This is a genomic window from Streptomyces zaomyceticus (assembly GCF_014656215.1).
Lineage (GTDB): Bacteria > Actinomycetota > Actinomycetes > Streptomycetales > Streptomycetaceae > Streptomyces > Streptomyces zaomyceticus.
The window spans coordinates 1-20812 of record NZ_BNBZ01000027.1 but is presented as its reverse complement, the minus strand read 5'-3'; the positions used below and the strand labels follow the sequence as shown (position 1 = coordinate 20812).

Here is a 20812-nt window from a genome sequence, read left to right as displayed (position 1 = left end):
GGGATTATCGTGTCGCCCATGAGCCAGCAGATTCCCCCGTCCCTGCCGGAGCAGCGGTCCGCCGCGGATCCGGCCGAGGCCGAACTGCCCTCCCACGCCTGCCTGGAGGAGGAACTGCACGCCTTGCGCCGACCCGGCCTCGCCGGTCTCAGACGCCTGCGGCCCGAAGCCCTGGCACAGGTCGCCCGGATCACCGGACACACGTCCGACGGCACGGACGAGGCAGCCGGCATCGAGGCGCTGCTGGAGGCCGCCGCACGACGTCTCGCCGCGACCCCCGGCCCGCCCGGGGGGTCCGTCCCGCCCGACGGCGCTGCGGACGACCGGCGGGGTGATCCGCTGGGCCGGGCCGCCGCGCACACCTTCGGCCTCCTCTTCCCCGGCCGGCGGGGCGCCCCGGCCCCGGAGCGCCGCAAGGCGGCCGCCGCCGTGTACGGCGTCACGTCCGAACGGTTCCGCAGGGGCCAGGAGCAGGAGGTCATCGCCGAACTCGCGGGCTCCGTACTCGCGTTGGCCCGCGCGACCACGGCCGCCCCGGCACGGATCGAGGCCCCCGACGAGCTGCCCGATCCCCCCAGCCGCGCGGCCGGCCCGGCGCTGCCGCCGGCGACCCTGCGCCGTATCACCGTGCACTTCTCCTCCGTAGAACTGCTGCGGGACATCGACATCCTGGTGTCCTCGGAGAACACGCACATGGAGATGTCAAAGACCTTCCGCCCCACCGTCTCGGGCGCTCTGCGCCGGGCCGCCGCGATACGCGACACCGGCGGCGGGATCACGGACGACGTCCTCGCTCGGGAACTCGCCGACTGGATGCGCTCCCACCGCCGCACCGGACTGCCCGTGCGGCCCGGGACCGTCGTCCCCACCTCCCCGGGCGCCCTCGCCGGGCGGGGGGTGCGCCGCATCTACCACGCGGCCGTCGCCCTGCCCGACGCCGACGGCGGCGGCTACCACGTCGCCCCCCAGACGCTGGCCGAGGCCGTGGCGGCCGTCTTCGCCCTGGCGAACGAGGAACGGGACAGATACGACCCTCCCCTGGCGTCCCTCTGCTTCCCCCTGCTCGGATCCGGCCGGGGCGGCCTTCCTCCCGTCAAGGCCGCCCGCTGGTTGCGCTGGGCCGTTCAGGAGGAGTTGAGCCGGCACCCGGACTGGGCGGTGCACTTCGTGACCCGCGATCCCGAGCTGGCCGAGCTCCTCACGGACGCCAGCTCCGCTCCCTGAGTCGCAGCCCACGATCCCCCAACCACCTTTCATAGAAAGCCATTTCCCCCCGTGCCGGAATTCCGAGGAGCCGGGCGGCCGGAGCCTCACCGGGATTCCGTCCCGCCTCCACCACCACCTGGACCGTCGGGCCCGTCGCCCGCCGGTCCTGATGGGGTGCGTAACGGGCCCGGCCCAGTTCGGTGCGGGCCAGCAGCCGCTGGTTCGCCGAACCACGCCACACCAGCGTGGTGGGCTCGGCGACTTCGAACCTCCCCGCGACCACCGCGTCCGCGTGCCGCAGGGACCGGAGCCGGTCCGGATCCCACTCGTCCTGCTCGTAACCGGTGTAGACGAGGAGGTCGGCGCGCCCTTCCGGCCGCACCCCGCTCCCCCCGGCCCCCTCCACCGTGTCGCGCAGCAGCGCCGCTCCCGCCAGGAACTCGGCCAGGGCCGAAGCCTGTTCGAGCGGCTCCCCGCCACTGACCGTCAGTCCCTGCGCGCCGTCCTCCAGCGCGTCCCGCCACAGGTCGAGCAGTTCACCGACCGATGATTCCCGGCCGCCTTCCGGCGCCCAGGTGTGCCGGGACATGCACCCGGCACAGGCCAGCGGGCAGCCCTGGAACCACACTCCGAGGCGACGGCCCGGACCGAGCGTCTCCAGCGGGAAATGCGTCCCGCCGATCCTGATGCGCACCATGCCCTCCCCCGATGGACCGGAATCGAGTATCAACGCAATTGGCCTCGGGTCGCAAACACTTCCGGAGATTGTTCCGGTCGTTTTCCGGGCGCCGTCCGGACGAATTCGAACAGCGGTCTCGGCAAGCCCAGAACCTCTCGAATTACGGGCGCCTTTCTGCTTTCCTTCGGCTACCGTCCTCCATCTGGACGAGGGCAGCGGAGAAGGGGGAATCCGTCATCATGATCGCCACGGACCAGATCAGGGGACCCGCGCGCCGGGCCCGGCTCGGGCGGGTGACCGCGCTCCGGGCCCGTCGGCGCGGCCGGCTCGACGCCCCCGGTCTGCGCCCCCTGCTGGACCCGCCGCAGCCGGAGCCCGGAGCGCTCCTGGAACTCCCGGACATCGTGACGCCGTTCGTGATGGAGACCCGCGCGGGCGCGCTGCGCGCGGTGGGCCAGCTGCGTTCCCGCCTGCTGCGGGACGAACGGCGGGCGATCATCGGCATCCACGCGGAGTCGGTGCGCGTGGTGACCCAGTACGACGTGCGGAACGTGCCGTCACCGGCCGCGCTCGCCCGCTACGGCGCGACGGTCGGAGCCTGGCGGGCCGACGCCGAGGTGTGCCGTGCCCGCGCGTCCGCGCTCACGCACGAGGCCAACCAGCGGCTGGCCTGCTACTGGGACGCGGTCTGGCTGACCGTCCAGTCTGCCCGGGCCGAGGAACACCGGCGGGCGGCGGAGGCACTCGACGCACACCGGCGGAACGGGCTCGCGCCGGAGACCGGGACCTCGGAAACCTGGCCGCCGGGGAGCGGAGTGCCGGGGGCCCGGAGGCACGGGACCGATGCTCAGGAGACCTGGGTCGCGCAGGCGCGGACGACGGGGGCGCACGAGCCGTGGGGCGCCCGGGGACCTGTGCCGGATGCCTCCGCGGCGGCCACGTCGATCGCGTCGCCCGTCGCGCCCGTCGCGCCGGACCGGACGCCCCCGGCCTACCCGCCGTTCACCGCCCGGCCCGAGCACTGGCTGCCCGGGCGCGTCACGCTCGATGCCAGCTGGGACGACATCGACGCCTGGCTGCTCGTCGAGGGCCTCTCCGAGCGGTCCCCGCGGGACCGGGACCGCATACCCGCCGTCGCCCGGGCACTGGAGATCCTCGACACGCAGGGGCGCCGGGGCCGGGCCGGCGGCGGCTCGGAACGGCCGCCCGGGGCCGCAGACCACCACGGGAGGGGAACCCGATGAGACACCGCAGCACCGATCCACGCCCACACCCGCTCCGGTTCCGGAGGCTGGCCCGCCCGCTCACCGTCCTTCCGCTCGCCGCCGCCCTGCTGGCCTCGGCCGGCTGCGTCACCGACGACAAGCCCGAGGCCCTCGACACCGCCTGCGCGGTCGTCGTGGACGGTTCTGGATCCGGCTCGGCGAACAAGGGGTTCGACGCGAAGGCCAAACTCAACGCGTCGATCGTCCCGTTCATGCAGGACCAGCACTGCGGCTCGCTGGCCTACGCGCCGATCACCGCCTCCTCCAAGGCCTCCCCGTGCCACATCAGCGACGTGGACCTCGACCCGCCGTCCGAGAGCACCGACGATGTGGCGGCGATCCGCCAGAACGCCCGGGTCAAGGCCGTGGCGGGTGCCCACGCGATGCTCGCCTGCGCGCACGACACCAATGGCGGTTCCGACGTCCTCGGCGGGATCGCGCGCGCCGCGGAGGCGCTGCCCTCGGAAGCGGGCCGCACGGCGCTGCTGGTGGTCAGCGACTTCGAGCAGTTCGACCCCGAGTTCGCGCTCACCGGCAAGTCCATCGCCACGCCCGAGGCCCGCAGGAAGTCGATCGACAAGCTGATCGCCTCCCGCGGGGTACCGCCGCTCTCCGGTATGGACGTCTACCCGGTGGGCTACGGCATGAGCCGTCAGGCCAAGCCGAGCGCGTTCGAGCCGTTCGACGCCTTCTGGACGGAGCTCATGGTGAGGAGGGGCAAGGCCCGTGTCCACGACGACTACCGGCGCTGACCCCGGACGGACGCCCCGTCGCGCCAGGCTCCGCCTGCCCTTCCGGCGGGGCACCGGTGCCGCGGCGGGTGGCACCCGCCGCACCGCGGACCCGGCCGGGGAACGCCGGGTGCCGCTGGTCACCGAGAGCCGGCGCGAGGAGCGTGTGCGCCGCACCGCCCGCCGCCGGGGGCGCGCGGTGGCCAAGGGCCGCGTCCTGGACCCCTGGGTCCTGGGCAGTGGGGACCGCGTGCCCTACTTCGCCGAACTGGCCTCCGTACGGGACCTCCTGCACGCCCGGATGTCCGAGGAGGCGTTGCGGGAGGAGGCCCGGCTGCGCGCCGCGGGCAGCCGGGCCGCCAGGGCCGCCGCCGCCGCGGAGGCGGACGTCCGACGGCTGGAGGACCGGCTGGCCGACAACCGGAAGTGGCTGGACACCAACCGCCGGCAGCTGGACCGGCTCGCGGCCCGGTCCGTGCGCTGGGAGCGGTTCCGGGACGGTGTGCGGGAGCGGGTGGAGGAACGCTGGCTGCGCGCCCGGTTCGGCGATCTGGCCCTGGACGAGGGGCCGGACGGACGCGGCCGCGAGGGCGCGGGCACGGAGGGAGGTGCGGACGACCTCGCGGGCCGGTCCGGCGACGTCCACGGCACCGACGCTCCCGGCCGCCCCTCCGCGGACGGCGACCGCGACCGCTCCGACGACGACGCCCCGGGCGGTCCCGACGCGACACCGCATCGGCTGCCCGACGACGACGAGGACTACCAGAGCCTGGACCGGGATCCGGTGGACCGGGACACGACGTCCCCCGGTCCGGCCCGTCCCGCCCTCCACCGGCTGTCGGACCGGCCCTCGTCGGCGGAGAACCACGCCGCGCGTGCCCAGGCGGACGCCACCGAGTGGGAGGGCCTGCCCGGCCGTCCCGGCCTGCCGCGGTGGATGGTGTGGAGCCTGCTGCTGGTCATCGCGGCGGTGGAGGTGCCGATCTACTGGATCGCCTTCCAGCCCTTCCACGGGTCCGGCAACGCCGAGTCGGACACCCTGTCGGGCACTCTCGCCGTCTCGGCGGCGATCGTCATGGTCGTCGTCCCGCACCTCGCCGGACGCGCCCTGCGCGGCGGATCCGGCACCGGCTCGCTGAAGTGGGCGAACCTGCCCGCGCTGACGCTGATCGGTGTCTGGGGCTTCTCCACCTGGGCCCTGGGCCATCTGCGGTCCAAGCTCGTCTTCCGGCACCGCGAGCCGGAGCGGGTCCCCGCGGAATACGGCGACGTGGCCGGGCTGGGGGATCCGCAGCCGACGCTGATCGACAGCCTGCATCTCGAACAGACGACCGTGACCTGGATGTTCGTGGCGCTTCTGGTGCTGTCGGGCGGCATCGGCCTCCTGCTGGGGCTGCTGCGGGAGCACCCGTACCTCGACTCCTACCGTTCCCATCTGGAGCGGGGCACGCGGCTGGAGCGGCAGCGGGAGGACGCCGTCTTCGCCGCCCAGCGGGCGCGGGCGGTGGAGGCGTCGGCCACCGACGACACCGAGCTGCGGGCGGAGGCGACCAGGGCCCGTCAGCGGGCGACGACGGAGTTGTACGAGGCCTCGGCGCACGCGTTCCTCATGGGGGTGGCCGAGCGCTCCTCGGACCCGGCGGTCACGGAGGCCGCCATGCGTCTGTCGAACACCTGGCCCCTGCTTCCCTTCCCTCACACGGCCCCCGGAGGGTGACCGCGGTCCGCCCGGTTCGTTGATGCCCATATGGGCCGGGCGGTTCAGAGGAAACGTCTCCGCACGCCCTCGGCCCCGGGAACACGGCGCCGAGGGTACGGAGATCTGGTGGGACGGGCGAGAAGGCTCATGGCCGCGGTCGCGGGCGCGGTGCTCACGGTGGTCCCCCTCGGCATCGCGCCACCCGCGCGGGCGGTGGTCGGCGGCGAGGAGGCACGGCCCCACCAGTACCCCTTCATGGCGGGACTCGTGGATGTCGTCGAACGGCGGGTGATGTGCGGCGGAGCGCTGATCGGCGACCGGTACGTCCTCACCGCCGCCCACTGTCTGACCGGCTCGTACAGCAGCCCCACGCGGGTGGGGGTGCTGCTCGGCGACCACGACCTGACGACCGGGGCCGACAGCCCGCACGCGGTCATGGCGACACCGGCCCGGTTCGTCCCGCACCCGGAGTACCACCCGGACACCCAGCTGAACGACATCGCCGTGATCGAACTGGCCGAGCCGGTCGCCCTCAACCGCGATGTGCGACCGATCGGGCTGCCCGCCCCGTCCGTCCACGGCGGCACCGAGGACACCCGGGTCGAGGTTCCGGGCTGGGGCACCACCTCGTTCGGCGGGCGCACCTCCGACGTCCTGCGGACCGTGGCCCTCGGCACCATCAGCAACGCGGCCTGCGCGAGCCGGGGCATGGCGCAGGTCGCCCCCACCCAGATCTGCACCTACGCCCCCGGGCGCGACACCTGCCAGTACGACTCCGGCGGCCCCCTGGTCCGGACGGTCGGGGGGCGGCCGTACGTCGTCGGGCTGGTGTCCTACGGCAAGGCCTGCGCCACCGACACCCCCGCCGTGAACACCCGGGTGCGCTCGTATCTCAGCTGGATCGAGCGGACGACCGGGAGGCTCCCCCGCGTCTCATGAGGGCGGTGTAGAGCAGCAGTGAGGCCGCGAGGCCGACGGCCCAGCCGTAGTCGGCGAGGGGTTTCAGGAAGGGGATGAGCCCGTCCTCGGGGAAGGGCCCGGTGCCCGGGGCGGAGTGGGAGCCGCCGACGGCGAGGACACCGCCGACCAGGAAGGCGAGCACGGCCGCCGGATTCCAGCCGCCCCGGTACCAGTAGGGGCCGTCGGCCCGGTAGAGCCCCTCCAGGTCGAGGACGGTCCGGCGGACGAGCCAGTAGTCGGCGATGAGGATGCCGGCGACCGTACCGAGGAGACCACCGACGAGACCGAGCCAGGTGAAGATGTACAGCTCGGGGGTGGCGGTCAGCTTCCAGGGCATGATGAGGACGCCGACGACCCCGGTGATCAGCGCCCCCCTGCGGAAGTTCACCAGCTTCGGGGCGAGGTTGGCGAGGTCGTACGCGGGCGAGACGACGTTCGCGGCGATGTTCACCGACAGGGTGGCGACGAGGACGGTCACCAGGGCGAAGAGCAGTCCGAAGACGTTGTCGGTCTTGGCGGCGAGTGCCACCGGGTCCCAGACGGGCGCCCCGTACACGGCCTGCGATCCCGAGGTGACGAGCACCGAGAGCAACGCGAACAGCGTCATGGTGGTGGGGAGTCCGAGGGTCTGCCCCCACACCTGGGCGCGCTGTCCGGCGCCGAAGCGGGTGAAGTCGGGGATGTTCAGGCTGAGTGTCGCCCAGAAGGCGATCATCCCCATGAGGGCGGGGAAGAAGACCGGCCAGAAGTCGGCGCCCCAGCCGAGCTTCGACGGCTGGTCGAGGAGCGGTCCGAGACCGCCCGCCTTGGCCGCGATCCAGCCGAGGAGGACGAGCGCGCCGACGATGACGAAGGGCGCGGCCCAGTTCTCGAAGCGGCGCAGGGCCTCCATCCCCCGGTAGATGATGGCGAGTTCGAGGGCCCAGAAGAGGACGAAGCAGAGCCAGAGCGTCCACGGCTGACCGCCGATCCTCGACGCGTCCGCCCAGCCTCCGCCGAAGACCTTGTCGAGGAGGACGAAGACGCCCTGGCCTCCGATCCAGGTCTGGATGCCGAACCAGGCGCACGCGACCCCGGCGCGGACGAGGGCGGGCAGGTTCGCGCCGCGCAGCCCGAAGGAGGCGCGGGCGAGAACGGGGAAGGGGATGCCGTACTTGGGTCCGGCGTGCCCGGTGAGCAGCATCGGCAGCAGGACGACGACGTTGGCGAGGCCGATGGTGAGAACCGCCTGTTTCCAGTCCATGCCGAGGGCGACCAGACCGGAGGCGAGCAGCCACGAGGGGATGTTGTGGGCCATGCCGACCCAGAGGGCAGCGAAGTTGTAGGTGGTCCAGCGACGTCGGGCGACGGGGACGGGAAGCAGGTCCTCGTTGACGAAGCGGGGATCGGCGGGGGTGGCGCCGGGGGCGAGTTCGATCCGGCTGTCGCCGGCGGCGGGTCCGGAAGCTCTTCCCGGGGGGACGGTCGCGGTCATACGGAGGAACCCTTCGTTCGACGGGGAGGACGGAACGAGGTGTCGCCCGGGGAGGGGCGAGGGGTGCCATGCCGGATCGGCTCCATCGTGGCCTGTCAAGAACCACTTGTGGCCATGGAGTTGGGGTCCGATTCTGCCACTCGGCGCGCGACGCGGGTAGACCCGCGCGTCACGTCGCCGTACGCGGGACGCCTACGCCCGCCCCCGCACGTGGAGATGGCCGTCCAGCGGGAACTCGGGAGGCATCGCGGGAAGGAGCCTGCCGAACGCGTAGCCGCACTTCTCCGCCACCCGGCAGGAGGCCGGGTTGTCGACCTGGTGGAGGAGTTCGATGCGCTCCAGTCCATCGGCCTCGAAGTTGTCGAAGGCCCAGCCGGTGAGAGCCTCCAGGGCGCGGGGCGCCACACCGCGCCCCCGGGACGCCGCCGCCGTCCAGTACCCGACCTCGGCGCCCGGCTTGCCGGACGCGACCTCCTTGAGCACCACACTGCCCGCGAGCCGCTGCGGCTCCGAGCCGAAGGACTCCTCGACGACGGCGAAGCAGAACCGCGCACCCGTCGCCCAGCCCTTCCGCTGGGCCTCCACCCAGGCGAGTCCGTCGGCCTCGTTCTCCATCGGCACCCTCACCCGCCGACGCAGATCGGGATCCCGGTAAGCCTCGACCAACTCCGCCACGTCGTCGACATGCCGGGGACGCACGAGAAGGGCGGGAGCGGTCGGCGTCGCGGGGGCCGTGAGCAGGAGGGTGGAGTTCATCGGGTGATCGTAACGAGCCTTGCGCGCCCTGCTCGAACGGTTCGAGCCGCGGAAGACCGTCGAGGCAGGTTCAGTGCGGGAACGTCCGCGGCGGACGCTGACGGGGCAGCGTGTCGCGGAACTCCTCGATCACGGAACTCACCTGCCGCATCAGCACCGTCCGTTCCAGCAGACCGAGGTAGAGATTGCGGCGGGCCAGTCCGGGCAGGTCCACACAGAAGTACAGGGCCATCAGCGGGTTGATGAACAACTCGCTGTCCTTGGTCCGCTCCGTGAACCGGACGTTGCCGAAGTCACCGCGCACAGCGCCGGCGATGGATCCGTGCACGATGCTCGGGTGGCTCGCCGTGTGACGCTGCGCGTGCTCCACCGCGTCGAGATACAGCGCGCCCTCCCGAGCCGCCCCCAGCAGCGAGAACGCGCCGAGATAGGCGCCGTCCCGGTCGAGGGCGGCCAGGTTCTCCAGCACGAGCGAGTGGTTCACGCCGTGATACGCGTCCACCCCGAAGCCGAGGCAGGCCACCAGCCGGTGCGGGACCTCGTCGAGCCCGCTCACGGCGGCCAGGCTGGCCATGTCCTCCTCCGGGGTGCCGAGACCGTGCTCGTCGCCGCGCATCAGGATGTCGGTACCGCCGTCCACCAGCACCACCGCGTCGACACCGCCGAGATGGGCGATCAGTGCCCGGTAGGCCGCCCGCAGCGGACCGACCCCGATGCTCGGGAACGCGTACACGGTCGACGGCAGGTCCTGCGTGACCAGCCACTGGGCGAGCGTCCGTTCAGGGAAGTAGTCGCCGCGCAGGGGAGTGTCGGGTCCGACGGCCGCGACGTCCCGGGCCACCCACACATCGAGACCCAGGCCGTACAGGTCGGCGAAGGACAGGTTGGCGAGGTGCACCTCCTTGCCCGCCGACGACAGGGCGAGAGCGAGCGGCAGCCCCGCGTACACGTCGAATCCGCCGCCCGCACCGGCGATGAGCACCCGTCGCGCGTCACGCAGGCGACTGAAGAACACGGGTTCCCCCAGAGAGATCACCACATGACGCTAACAGGAGGGCGATCCGTCACCGGTCCGATCAAACTCGAGGGAGATCGATCAGGTTCGGTGTTCAGGAACCGTGCTGGTCGGATGCTTCGGGCGGTGTGCCAGAGGGTAGCGATACTGGACGATACCGGGCGGTTCGTAAACGAACTGGGGGAGCGTCATGAGTCCTGGGGTTCAGCGCGTGGTGGGGGCTGTCGGGACCGTGGCGGTCGCGGCCCTGGTGAACATCGCCACCGGCTGGTTCACCGACGGCGCGGTGGTGTGGTGGGTATCGGGTGGCGTCCTCCTGGTGGTCGGGATCGCCGTCCAGTGGTGGCTCACACCCTCGCGGGGCGACGAGGACCCGGTGTCGGCCTCGGGTGAGGGAGCCGTCGCCACCGGAGGATCGGCTCGTGACGTGGAGATCGAAGTGACCCATCGCGGCGGGTGGTTGCCTCGACTGATGGCCCGCCGTGGCGTGTCCGCCTCGGGCCGCGGCTCGCTGGCCGCCCGTCAGGACGTGGACGGGGCACGCACGAAGGTCACGGACCAGGGCCCGTGAAGATGCCGTGGCGGGCCAAGCGGAAGAAGCCCGTCCCAGTCGAAGCGTCGGCGCCGGGGTCGATGTCCGCCGGCGGAAACATCAGCAATTCTCACACCGAAGTCCACTATCACGTCCACCAACCCGCGGATGCGATCGTCTCCGGAAGTGGAGACATCACGCCGACTGTGATCTTCGAAGCTCGGCCCGGTTTCCCGAAGCTGGATTTCTCCATCGTCAACAGGGGGCGGACGCCGATCCAGATAACGGCGATTCGCGTCCTCAAGGCGGCCTCCATCAAATCCACCATCAATGGCGAATGGGCGGAGTATCTTCGAGGGCGCCGTCTGCAACTGGACTTCAACCTCCAGACCGCGGGACAGGGCAGCTGGGTTTCGGCGTTCCCCGGAGAGGTGTCGAACCTCGGACCGTACGAGGCGGAGCCCTTCACCCTGGATCTCTCTGTCACGGGCACGCTCAACCTCGTCGACATCGAGTTCGAGTACATCAGCGCGGCAACGCCGCACGTCCTGATGGCGAGACCGTCAGAGATCATCTACGTGGACAGTCCTCTGATGAGGATCGGCTACCCCGGGTCCATACAATTGATCTCGCGCGAGGCCGCATTGTCCTCACTGTTGGACGGAACGCCCGTCCCGATTCACGGTCCAGCCATCGAGCACGATCCCGAAGATGCGAAAATACTCTTCCTCAGGGGCGTGGCACATCTGCGCCACGACGATGTTGCCGATGTGTGGACCCGCGTGGCGGCGAAGTTCGGCGACTCTCCCGACTTCGGGCCGGCCGTCGCCTCCTTCGCGGAATTCGGCCGGACCTGCGGCCTGCCGGATTCCGTGAGCGAAGGGCTCGAAGCCTGGCTCGGCGATCCCGCAGCCATACGCAGGGCGCCGAACTGGGACAACGAGTCACACTCCCGGATCGTCCACGAGTTCCTCATCCCGGAGCTCCCTCCCCAGCTCGGCCTGCCGGAGTTCTCGATCCCCCGAAGCGCGGCTCGATGCCTCAAAATGCTCGACTCGACGCTCTCCCTGCCTCCGAGCGGGCATCGGACTACCGATGACATGGAGTTCGTTTCGTTCGTCCTGAGGGAATCGACTCTTTCCTTGGTCCGGGAGGACGCCCTGCGGCGACTCGTCGACTGCTACGGCGTGGGAGCGATCGAGTACGTCGTGGTCAATCTGCGACTTTCGTCGATGGCGGCGATCCATCTCGATCGCCTCCTCGGGGAAACCCTCGGAGATGACGCCCCTTCCCGGGATTCCTCACTCGACGGTGATGCGATCCAGGATCGATGGCGGTCCTGGTGGGATTCGCACGAGAATTCATCGGTCTACACGAAACTCGCATGGCGCCCGCTGTCGCCGCGTATCGCGAGAGCGGCCCGCGCTCTTTGCGCCCGCATCCCTGGCGATGTCCCTGCCGACATGGATGAACTCGTCATGATGGCGATCGCACGTAACCCGTACGTCATCGATCACTTCGCTGAACATCTCGCAAGAGAAGCCGGCGATCAAGTCCGAAGGGAAATGGCCGCCGGCCCTCATGCCTCTCCGAAGACATTGGAGATCCTGGCGCGGGATCCATCACCGATGGTCCGGCGATGGGTTGCCGTCAACGGAAATACCAGCGAGGAGACACTGGCCGCTCTTCAGGACGATGAATCCGAAGAGGTGCGCTCGGCGCTGCTCGAGAATCCACGCTTCTCGAGCGAGTAGGGCCGGCACCATGTCGTGCCGGCCGGTGGAGCCTCGGCGGTGCCGCCTCAGGCGTTGATCGCGGGGATGATCTCCGAGCCGTAGGCGTCGATCGTGCCCTCCCGGTTGTCGTGCATGTCGTAGACGGCGAACTGGTCGACGCCCAGGCTCTTCAGGTGGCGGAGCTTCTCGATGTGGGCGTCGACGGGGCCGAGGAGGCAGAAGCGGTCGACGATCTCGTCGGGGACGAAGGCGGTGTCGGGATTGTCGGCGCGGCCGTGGTGGGAGTAGTCGTAGCCCTGGCGGTCCTTGATGTACGCGGTGAGCTCCTCGGGGACCATCGAGGAGTGCTCGCCGTACTTGGACACCAGGTCGGCGACGTGGTTGCCGACCATGCCGCCGAACCAGCGGCACTGGTCGCGGGCGTGCGCCAGGGCCTGCGGGGAGTCGTCGGCGGTGACGTAGGCGGGGGCCGCGACGCAGATCGTCAGGGCGTCGGGGTCGCGGCCCGCGTCGACGGCCGCCTGGCGGACCGCCTTGACCATCCACTCGGTGAGGAACGGGTCGGCGAGCTGGAGGATGAAGCCGTCGGCCTTCTGCCCGGCGAGGGCGAGGGCTCTGGGGCCGTACGCCGCCATCCAGACGGGCAGCTTTCCGTTCTTGATCCACGGGATGTGGACCGGGCTGCCGTCCACCTCCGCCTCGCGGCCCTCAGCGAGGTCGCGGATGACGTCGATGGCCTCGCCGAGGCGCGCGAGGGTGTTGGGCCTGCGGCCCGCGACGCGCATCGCGGAGTCGCCGCGGCCGATGCCGCAGACGGTCCGGTTGCCGTACATGTCGTTGAGGGTCGCGAAGGTGGAGGCGGTGACCTCCCACGTACGGGTGCCCGGGTTGGTCACCATCGGGCCGACGTGCAGCTTGGTGGTGTTGGCGAGGATCTGGCTGTAGATGACGAAGGGTTCCTGCCAGAGCACGGCGGAGTCGAAGGTCCAGCCGTAGCGGAAGCCGTTGCGTTCCGCCCGGCGCATGAGGCCGACGACCTGCGAGGCGGGCGGGTCGGTCTGCAGGACGAGTCCGAAGTCCACGCGGGACCTCCTGGTTCGTTCGGTGCGGCTCGGTTCGGTTCAGTTCAGGTACTGGGAGGTGGACCGGGGGGTGAACGTGCCGTGGCCGGCGTGACCGACGTACTTGCGCTGGTCGATGACGAGTTCACCGCGCGAGAGGACCGTCTCCACCTGACCGGTGATCCTCTTCCCCTCGTACGCGGAGTAGTCGACGTTCATGTGGTGGGTGTCCGCCGACAGGGTCTGGACGGCGTGCGGGTCGTAGATCACGATGTCGGCGTCGGCTCCGGGGGCGATCGTGCCCTTCTGCGGATACAGCCCGAACATCCGGGCCGGGGACGCACAGGCGATCTCGATCCAGCGGCGGCGGGAGATGTGCCCGTCGACAACGGCCTGGTGGAGGAGGTCCATACGGTTCTCCACCCCGGGAAGCCCGTTGGGGATCTTGGAGAAGTCGCCGAGCCCGAGGTCCTTCTGGCCCGTGAAGCAGAACGGGCAGTGGTCGGTGGAGACCACCTGGAGGTCGTTGGTGCGCAGTCCGCGCCAGAGCGCCGCCTGGTGCTCCTTCGGCCGGAGCGGGGTGCTGCACACGTACTTCGCACCCTCGAAGCCCGGCTCCGCGAGGTTGTCGGTGGAGAGGAAGAGGTACTGGGGACAGGTCTCGCCGAAGACGGGCAGTCCCTTGTCGCGGGCGGTCGCGATCTCGGCGACGGCCTCCTCCGCCGAGACGTGCACGACGTAGAGGGGCGCGCCCGCCACCCGGGCGAGCTGGATCGCCCGGTGGGTGGCCTCCGCCTCCAGGAGTGCCTTGCGCACCTCCCCGTGGTAGCGGGGATCGGTCTCGCCGCGGGCGAGGGCCTGCTCCACGAGGACGTCGATGGCGATGCCGTTCTCGGCGTGCATCATGATCAGCCCGCCGTTGTCGGCGGAGCGCTGCATGGCGCGCAGGATCTTGCCGTCGTCGCTGTAGAAGACGCCGGGGTAGGCCATGAAGAGCTTGAAGGAGGTGATGCCCTCCTGGACGAGCCGGTCCATCTCCTTGAGCGAGTGCTCGTTGACGTCGGAGAGGATCATGTGGAAGGCGTAGTCGATCGCGCAGTTGCCGTCGGCCTTGGCGTACCAGGTGTCGAGTCCCTCGCGCAGGCTCCGGCCGACGCTCTGGACGGCGAAGTCGACGATGGTGGTGGTGCCGCCCCAGGCGGCGGCGCGGGTGCCGGTCTCGAAGGTGTCGGAGGCGGCGGTGCCGCCGAAGGGCAGCTCCATGTGGGTGTGGGCGTCGACGCCGCCGGGCAGCACGTAGCGGTCGGTGGCGTCGACGGTCCGGTCGGCGGTCCAGGCGGCCGCCGCGTCGGAGCCGTGGGCCGCGAGGGCGACCACGCGGCCGTCCTCGATCAGTACGTCTGCGTGGAGTTCGTCGGCGGCGGTGACGACGAGGCCGCCCCGGATAACGGTACGGGTGCTCACGGGGACTCTCCCTGCTCGATACGGCGGGACGGTGTGGCCAGGGGGCTGTTCCGTCGACCGGGCGGGCCCGATGGGGCCCGGCCGGTCGACGGACGCTCCTCTACAGCTCTCGCAGGGCCGCTTCGAGCATCGCCGCGCCCTCCTCGGCCTCGGCGACGGTGAGCGAGAGCGGCGGGGCGATGCGCAGTGTGCTGGTGTTGTGGCCGCCGCCCTTGCCGATCAGCAGCCCGTGTTCGCGGGCGGCCTCCAGGACGGCGCCGGCCGCGTCCGGGGCGGCCCGGTCGGTGCCCGGTTCGGTGAGCTCGATCCCGATCATGAGTCCGCGGCCGCGGACCTCCCGTACGGCCGCCACTCCGGCGCAGGCGGCCCTGATCCGTTCGATGAGCAGGCCGCCGACACGGCGGGCGTTGCCCTGGAGGTCGTGCTCCAGGAGGTACGAGAGGTTGGCGAGCCCGGCGGCCATGGTGACCGGCGAACCGCCGAAGGTGGAGATCGAGTTGGCGTCCAGACAGTTCATGATCTCGGCGCGGGCGACGACCCCGCCGACGGACATGCCGTTGCCGATGCCCTTGGCGAAGGTGAGGATGTCGGGCGGGCCGGCCTGGCCGTGCGCCTGCCAGCCCCAGAAGTTGTCGCCGGTGCGGCCCCAGCCGGTCTGCACCTCGTCGGAGATCCACAGGATGCCGTGCCGGTCGAGGACGCGGCGGAAGGCGGCGTACAGACCGTCGGGCGGGGAGGTGAAGCCGCCGACGCCCTGGACGGGTTCGGCGATGAGCGCGGCGACGTCCCTGGTGTGGCCGAGGAGGTCCTCGAGGTCGGCGACGCAGGCCTCGGTGAACCGCTCGTCGGTGAACTCGGCGTACGGGCCCCGGGTGCGGACGCCGCCGTGCACGTACAGGGTCTGCAGCGGGGAGAGGCCGGTGGGCGTCCAGGCGCGGTTGCCGGTGATGCCGACGGTGGAGAAGGAGCGGCCGTGGTAGCTGTTCCGCATGGCCAGGATCTGGTTCGACCGGCGGTACGCGGTCGCGAGGAGGAGCGCCGTGTCGTTGGCCTCGGTACCGGAGGTGGTGAAGAAGACGCGGGCGTCGGGGATGCCGGAGAGACCGGCGATCCGCTCGGCGAGTTCCACCATCGGGCGGTTGAGGTAGAGCGTGGAGGAGTGGATGATCCGGCCGGCCTGCTCGGCGACGGCCTTGGTGACCTCGGGCAGGGCGTGGGCGGTCATCGTGGTGAGGATGCCGCCGAAGAAGTCGAGGTACCTGCGCCCCTCGACGTCCCAGACGTGACGGCCCTCGCCGTGGGTGATCTCGATGGGGTCCCGGTAGTAGAGGGCGACCCAGTCGGGGATGACGGCGCGGTGGCGGTCGTAGAGGTCGTTCACGGCTGCACCAGCCCGTCGTACGCGTCGGGGCGCCGGTCCCGGTAGAACGCCCACTGCTGGCGCACCTCCTCGATCAGCCCGAAGTCGAGGTCGCGGACGAGGAGTTCCTCGGTCTTGTCGGAGGCGACGTCGCCGACGAACCTTCCGCGGGGGTCGACGAAGTAGCTGGTCCCGTAGAAGTCGTTGTCGCCGTACTCCTCGACGCCGACGCGGTTGATGGCGGCGACGAAGTACTCGTTGGCGACGGCCGCGGCGGGCTGTTCCAGCTGCCAGAGGTAGGAGGAGAGTCCGCGGTGGGTGGCCGAGGGGTTGTAGACCAACTGCGCTCCGTTGAGGCCGAGTTGGCGCCACCCCTCGGGGAAGTGCCGGTCGTAGCAGATGTAGACCCCGACCCGTCCGACGGCGGTGTCGAAGACCGGCCAGCCGGCGTTGCCCGGGCGGAAGTAGTACTTCTCCCAGAATCCCTTGACCTGCGGGATGTGGTGCTTGCGGTACTTGCCGAGGTAGCTGCCGTCGGCGTCGATCACGGCGGCGGTGTTGTAGTAGAAGCCCTCGCTCTCGACCTCGAAGACGGGGACCACGATCACCATTCCGGTCTCCCGGGCCAGCTCCCGCATCCGGCTGACGGTGGGGCCGTCGGGTACGGGCTCGGCCCAGCGGTAGTGCTCGGGCTCCTGGACCTGGCAGAAGTAGGGGGCGTTGAACACCTCCTGGAAGCCGATCACCTTGGCGCCCTGCCGGGCGGCCTCCCGGGCGTACTCCTCGTGTTTGGCGATCATGGATTCGGTGTCGCCCGTCCAGGTCGCCTGGACGAGCGCGGCGCGTACGACGTCGGTCATGAGCTGCTCCTTCGGCACGGCGTCAGAGAGCCTCTACGCACGTAGACGCGATGCGTAGGAGGAGAACGTAAGCCCCGTCACACCTCGGAGCAAGACCGCCGCCGTGATGCGGCGGGGTCGATCATGTTTCATACCCGAGTGGTCCACGTCGGACACGTACCGACACGTACCGGCATGCCCGACACGCACAAAACGAGACCGGCCGAGAGAGGTGTGCCGCACCCCCGGCGCGACCGGCGGACGAGCGGGTGGCGCACCTGTCAGGACCGGCCGACGAGCGGGGGCCGCACCCGGCGGGACCGGCCGGCGCATGGGCGCCCGCTCCGCCCCGGCACCCCCGCCGGGCCGGTCAGGTGCCCGCGATTCCCGCCACCCGCAGGGCGTGCAGCAGGTCGCGCTCGCGGGCCGCGGATACCGCGCGGGCCGCTTCGAGGAGTTGGGGGACGAGGCCGCGCGGGTCCTCGGCCGCGAGGCGGGCCGCGTCCTCGGGGGCGCGGACGCGGAGGAACGCGGTGAGCAGCGCCCGGGCCTCGCGGTGGTGGCCCTCGGCGCGCAGGGCGCCGCACGCCCCGGCGAGTTCCTCGACGGGACGCGACACCCCCTGACGGAGGAGCTGCTCGCAGTCGGCGGCCCGGCCCTCGTCGGCGAGCACCCCGGCGACGGCGGCCAGGTGCCCCGGCGGCAGCGAGGCCGCCTCCCAGAGCAGGATCGACCAGTCGGCGCCGAGCCCGGCGCGGTGCAGCTCCCCCGCGAGGGCCGGCAGCCGGGCGGGCGGTCCGTTGAGCGCCTCGCAGAGCAGGGCGTGGGCCTCGCCGCTGCGTCCCTGGGCGCGGAGTCGTCGCAGGGCGTAGACCGCGTTGGCGGCGGCGCGGGCGGCCTCGGCGGAGTCGGCCTCGGGGACGGCGGCACTCGCGCCGGGCGAGGTGGAGGAGGCCGCGGAGGCACCGAACCGGGCCCCCCGGGGTGCCTCCGCTCCCCCGACCGGAAGGCCGGGCACGGCTTCGGGCGCGACCACGGGCCCCTGGTCGTCGCCGTCCTCCAGCCAGGCGTACCGCGCGCCGCGGGGCCGCCGCCCGGCCCTGGCCGGACGGGAGGAGGGCCCGGCCGTGGGTGCGGGCGGCGGCGCGAGCCGCGCGAGCCGCGCCGTCAGGTCCGCCACGCGGGCGACCGCACGGGCGTGGTCGTCGCGGGTCCACGCCAGGTCGTGTTCCAGCCGGGCGGTCTCCGCGGGGTCCGGGGCCGGTACGGCGCGGAGCCGGCCGAGCAGCTCATGGGCGCGGGACTCGGCGTACCGGCGTTCGTGGTCCATCCGGCCGCGGAGCTCGGTGAGCGCCGCCGCCCCGCCGGGGCGGCGGTCGTGGACGCCGGCGGCTGCCAGGTACAGGGTCCTGCCCCGGAGGGCGAGCGGCCCGTCGGCCGGCTCCCCGGCGTCCTGGAGCAGGGATTCGACGACGTCCCAGGGAAGGATCTCGGCCCCGTCGAAGCAGGCGCGCAGCCCCTCCGGGTCCCGCTCGGCGAATACCCCGTACCAGCCGCCGCCGGTCGGGAAGCGGTCCGCGAGCTCCGCCAGCCACAGCGTGAACGTGGATACTTCCACCGGAAGTTGATACACCGTCATGCGTTACGCACCTGCCCCGCAGTCGACTGGAACCTTCCGGTCCGCGGGTATTGGACCGCAGTCGTGTTACGGGACGACTACGGACCGTTTTCCTGCGTGTGCGTCACGGCCCCCGTCACCCGAATCGCACGACGATCCCGGTGTGCGGGCGCTTCCCGAGCCGGACGATCATGGCGGGGACATCGGTCAGCCAGTACTGCCAGGTGTACTTGCGCGAGAGCAGCCGCCGGATCCGGCGCAGCTCCTCCCCCTCCACGAGCCGGCCCTCGCCGGTGAAGCGCTCGGCGCCCTCGGCGATGTTCCCGCGCAGGTCGCACACGGCGACCTCGACCCTCGGGTCGTTCCGCAGGCGCTTGACCTTCCAGGAGTCGGTGCGGGTCCAGGCGTACAGCTCGGAGCCCTCGACCGCGTACCAGACGGGTGTGGCGACCCCCGTGCCGTTCTTCCGGTACGTGGTCAGGCTGATGTAGCGGCCGCGCCGCAGCTCTTCGGGCATCATGCCCGGGAGCCTATGCCGGGGCCGGACCGGAGGCGCGGGTCAGGGTCGCGCGGGCGGGCTCGCGGCGGCCGGGGCGCCCCCGGCCGACGCGCCCCCGGTCGGGGCGCCTCCCCGGTCGGGCTCTCGCCGATCATCGGCCCGGACCCTCTCCGGGCCCCCCACGTGCTACTGGCCGACCCTGCCGTCGACGCACTCACGCAGCAGGTCGGCGTGACCGCAGTGACGGGCGTACTCGTCGATCCGGTGCACCATCAGCTCCCGGATCGCGATCCCGTCCTTCCCGACCCGCGCGCCCAGGTCCGTGTGCTCGGCCAGTTCGGCGTCGAGCGCCGCCTGCTCGCGCTCCAGATCGGCGAACGCGGCCTCGACCACGGCCTGTTCGGCGACGGCCCCGTGGAAGTCCGCGTCCTTCACGCCGTACAGCTTCGACAGCGGCTCACCGTCGCTGATCCAGTTGCGCCAGTCCCGCTCCACCTCGGCGAGGTGCCGCACCAGACCGAGCAGCGACATGGTCGACGGCGGGACCGACCGGCGGGCCAGCTGCTCCGCGTCCAGCCCCTCGCACTTCATCCGCAGGGTCAGGCGGTAGTCCCGCAGGCTGTCCCGCAGCGTCGCGGCCTCGCCCTCCGGAGTGTCCCCTCCGTTGTTGTTGCGGGGGTCGTCGTCCGGGTCGGCCCACATGTCCGGGTAGACGGTCGCGGTGGTCCATCGCACGGGTTCGTCGCTCATGCTCCGCATGATCGTCCGCGACGGCCCGGTGCGCCACCGAATTCCCGCTCCGGCGCTCGCTCCCGGGCCCGGTCCGTCAGACGGGCACCGGCGCGCACCGGACGATCAGCTCGTCCATGGAGAGGTCGAGGACCCCGGCGAGGGCCGCGACGGTGAAGAACGCCGGGGTCGGGGCCCGGCCGGTCTCGATCTTGCGGAGGGTCTCGGCGGACAGGCCGGCTGCCGCGGCGATCTCGACCATGGACCGGTCGCCGCGTGCCGCTCGGAGGAACAGGCCGAGCCGCTCGCCGCGCTCGCGCTCTTCGGGGGTCAGGGGTGTGCGCACCATGCCGCCATTCTAATACCGGTATAGTAATTGGAATGGTGGAGATCAAGACGAACGAGAACCTGGCCGCTATGCGTGAGGCGGGCCGGGTGGTGGCCCGCGCCCTCGCGGCCGTGCGGGAGGCGGCGGCGCCCGGTGTCCCGCTGACCGAGCTCGACCGGGCGGCGCGGGAGGTGCTGGCCGGGGCGGGTGCCGGATCGCCCTTCCTCGACTACCACCCGGAGTGGGCGCCGGTGCCGTTCCCGGCGGTCGTGTGCGTCTCCGTGAACGACGCCATCGTCCACGGCATCCCGGACGGCACCCGGCTGGCCCCCGGCGACCTCGTCTCCGCGGACTGCGGGGCGCTGCTCGGGGGCTGGGCGGGCGACGCGGCCGTCAGCTTCACGGTCGGCCCGGCCAGGCCGGAGGACACCCGGCTGATCGCCGCGGCGGAGGAGGCCCTGGAGGCGGGCATCGCGGCGGCCGTCGTGGGGAACCGGATCGGTGACATCGCGCACGCGATCGGCCGCGTCTGCCGTGCCGCCGGATACGGGGTCCCGGACGGTTTCGGCGGTCACGGCATCGGCCGCACCATGCACGAGGACCCGGGCGTCCCCAACGAGGGACGGCCGGGCCGGGGCATGAAGCTGCGCCACGGGATGGTGCTCGCGATCGAGCCGATGCTCATCGGGGGCGGTACGGACGACCACTACACGGCGCGCGACGGCTGGACGATCCGGACGCTCGACGGTTCGCGCGCCTCCCACGCGGAGCACACGGTGGCGATCACCGACGAGGGCCCGCGGGTGCTGACGGCGCTGTAGTAGACGGCGACCGCCGCCGAGCGAGCCCCGTGCGCCCCTA

General features: G+C 71.8%; 20 protein-coding genes. 8 read left to right on the top strand and 12 right to left on the bottom strand.

Annotation, left to right across the window (positions count from 1 at the left end; all coding sequences use genetic code 11):
- The first annotated feature begins 18 nt into the window (after positions 1-18).
- Positions 19-1224: a macro domain-containing protein gene (locus IE311_RS28050; protein WP_229902214.1), complete on the top strand. Its 1206-nt coding sequence runs from the start codon at positions 19-21 to the stop codon at positions 1222-1224.
- Here IE311_RS28050 and IE311_RS37125 read toward each other — a convergent pair.
- Complete coding sequence (locus IE311_RS37125) at positions 1199-1903, bottom strand: 4Fe-4S single cluster domain-containing protein (protein ID WP_189834630.1); 705 nt, start codon at positions 1901-1903, stop codon at positions 1199-1201. The genes IE311_RS28050 and IE311_RS37125 overlap by 26 nt on opposite strands.
- A 221-nt stretch (positions 1904-2124) precedes the next feature.
- Here IE311_RS37125 and IE311_RS28040 point away from each other — a divergent pair, with 221 nt between their 5' ends.
- From IE311_RS28040 to IE311_RS28025, 4 genes are all read left to right on the top strand, one after another.
- On the top strand, positions 2125-3129 hold the full coding sequence (locus IE311_RS28040) for a hypothetical protein (RefSeq protein WP_189834629.1): 1005 nt from the start codon (positions 2125-2127) through the stop codon (positions 3127-3129).
- Positions 3126-3902 (top strand): hypothetical protein, encoded by a 777-nt coding sequence (locus IE311_RS28035; protein ID WP_189834628.1) that lies wholly within the window; start codon positions 3126-3128, stop codon positions 3900-3902. Before IE311_RS28040 ends, IE311_RS28035 begins: the two co-directional genes overlap by 4 nt.
- A complete protein-coding gene (locus IE311_RS28030; RefSeq protein ID WP_189834627.1) occupies positions 3877-5598 on the top strand; it encodes a hypothetical protein in 1722 nt (573 codons plus the stop codon). Before IE311_RS28035 ends, IE311_RS28030 begins: the two co-directional genes overlap by 26 nt.
- 129 nt (positions 5599-5727) lie before the next feature.
- Positions 5728-6519 (top strand): serine protease, encoded by a 792-nt coding sequence (locus tag IE311_RS28025; protein ID WP_189834626.1) that lies wholly within the window; start codon positions 5728-5730, stop codon positions 6517-6519.
- On the opposite strand, the gene IE311_RS28020 is transcribed toward IE311_RS28025, so the two are convergent.
- The 3 genes from IE311_RS28020 to IE311_RS28010 form a co-directional block, all read right to left on the bottom strand.
- Complete coding sequence (locus IE311_RS28020; RefSeq protein WP_189834625.1) at positions 6473-8014, bottom strand: NCS1 family nucleobase:cation symporter-1; 1542 nt, start codon at positions 8012-8014, stop codon at positions 6473-6475. The genes IE311_RS28025 and IE311_RS28020 overlap by 47 nt on opposite strands.
- A 192-nt stretch (positions 8015-8206) precedes the next feature.
- Positions 8207-8770, bottom strand: coding sequence for a GNAT family N-acetyltransferase (locus IE311_RS28015; protein ID WP_189834624.1), 564 nt, complete (start codon positions 8768-8770; stop codon positions 8207-8209).
- A 70-nt stretch (positions 8771-8840) separates the two neighbouring features.
- Positions 8841-9806: a DUF1152 domain-containing protein gene (locus tag IE311_RS28010; protein ID WP_189834623.1), complete on the bottom strand. Its 966-nt coding sequence runs from the start codon at positions 9804-9806 to the stop codon at positions 8841-8843.
- 169 nt (positions 9807-9975) lie between these two features.
- Between IE311_RS28010 and IE311_RS28005 the strand changes: the two genes are divergently transcribed.
- Both IE311_RS28005 and IE311_RS28000 read left to right on the top strand, forming a co-directional pair.
- Positions 9976-10356: a hypothetical protein gene (locus IE311_RS28005; RefSeq protein WP_189834622.1), complete on the top strand. Its 381-nt coding sequence runs from the start codon at positions 9976-9978 to the stop codon at positions 10354-10356.
- A complete protein-coding gene (locus IE311_RS28000) occupies positions 10353-12071 on the top strand; it encodes a HEAT repeat domain-containing protein (protein WP_189834621.1) in 1719 nt (572 codons plus the stop codon). The genes IE311_RS28005 and IE311_RS28000 overlap by 4 nt, the downstream gene beginning before the upstream one ends.
- Positions 12072-12118: 47 nt before the next feature.
- On the opposite strand, the gene IE311_RS27995 is transcribed toward IE311_RS28000, so the two are convergent.
- The 8 genes from IE311_RS27995 to IE311_RS27960 form a co-directional block, all read right to left on the bottom strand.
- The gene (locus tag IE311_RS27995) at positions 12119-13135 is read right to left on the bottom strand and encodes a TIGR03842 family LLM class F420-dependent oxidoreductase (protein WP_189834620.1); all 1017 of its coding nucleotides are present in this window, start codon (positions 13133-13135) and stop codon (positions 12119-12121) included.
- Between the two features lie 39 nt (positions 13136-13174).
- Positions 13175-14578, bottom strand: a complete 1404-nt coding sequence (gene hydA, locus IE311_RS27990) for a dihydropyrimidinase (protein ID WP_189834619.1) — start codon at positions 14576-14578, stop codon at positions 13175-13177.
- A gap of 100 nt (positions 14579-14678) precedes the next feature.
- On the bottom strand, positions 14679-15959 hold the full coding sequence (locus IE311_RS27985; protein ID WP_189834618.1) for an aspartate aminotransferase family protein: 1281 nt from the start codon (positions 15957-15959) through the stop codon (positions 14679-14681).
- On the bottom strand, positions 15956-16798 hold the full coding sequence (locus IE311_RS27980) for a nitrilase-related carbon-nitrogen hydrolase (protein WP_189834617.1): 843 nt from the start codon (positions 16796-16798) through the stop codon (positions 15956-15958). Before IE311_RS27980 ends, IE311_RS27985 begins: the two co-directional genes overlap by 4 nt.
- 349 nt (positions 16799-17147) lie before the next feature.
- Positions 17148-18416 (bottom strand): UL36 very large tegument protein, encoded by a 1269-nt coding sequence (locus IE311_RS27975; protein WP_189834616.1) that lies wholly within the window; start codon positions 18414-18416, stop codon positions 17148-17150.
- A gap of 115 nt (positions 18417-18531) precedes the next feature.
- Positions 18532-18915 carry a PPOX class F420-dependent oxidoreductase gene (locus tag IE311_RS27970; protein WP_189834615.1) on the bottom strand — a complete coding sequence of 128 codons (384 nt, stop codon included), beginning with the start codon at positions 18913-18915 and terminating at the stop codon, positions 18532-18534.
- Between the two features lie 165 nt (positions 18916-19080).
- Positions 19081-19653, bottom strand: a complete 573-nt coding sequence (locus IE311_RS27965) for a DinB family protein (RefSeq protein WP_189834614.1) — start codon at positions 19651-19653, stop codon at positions 19081-19083.
- A 67-nt stretch (positions 19654-19720) separates the two neighbouring features.
- Positions 19721-19972, bottom strand: coding sequence for a helix-turn-helix domain-containing protein (locus IE311_RS27960; RefSeq protein ID WP_189834613.1), 252 nt, complete (start codon positions 19970-19972; stop codon positions 19721-19723).
- 32 nt (positions 19973-20004) lie between these two features.
- On the opposite strand from IE311_RS27960, the gene map reads away from it, so the two are divergent.
- The gene (gene map, locus IE311_RS27955) at positions 20005-20772 is read left to right on the top strand and encodes a type I methionyl aminopeptidase (protein ID WP_189834612.1); all 768 of its coding nucleotides are present in this window, start codon (positions 20005-20007) and stop codon (positions 20770-20772) included.
- Positions 20773-20812 lie beyond the last annotated feature (40 nt).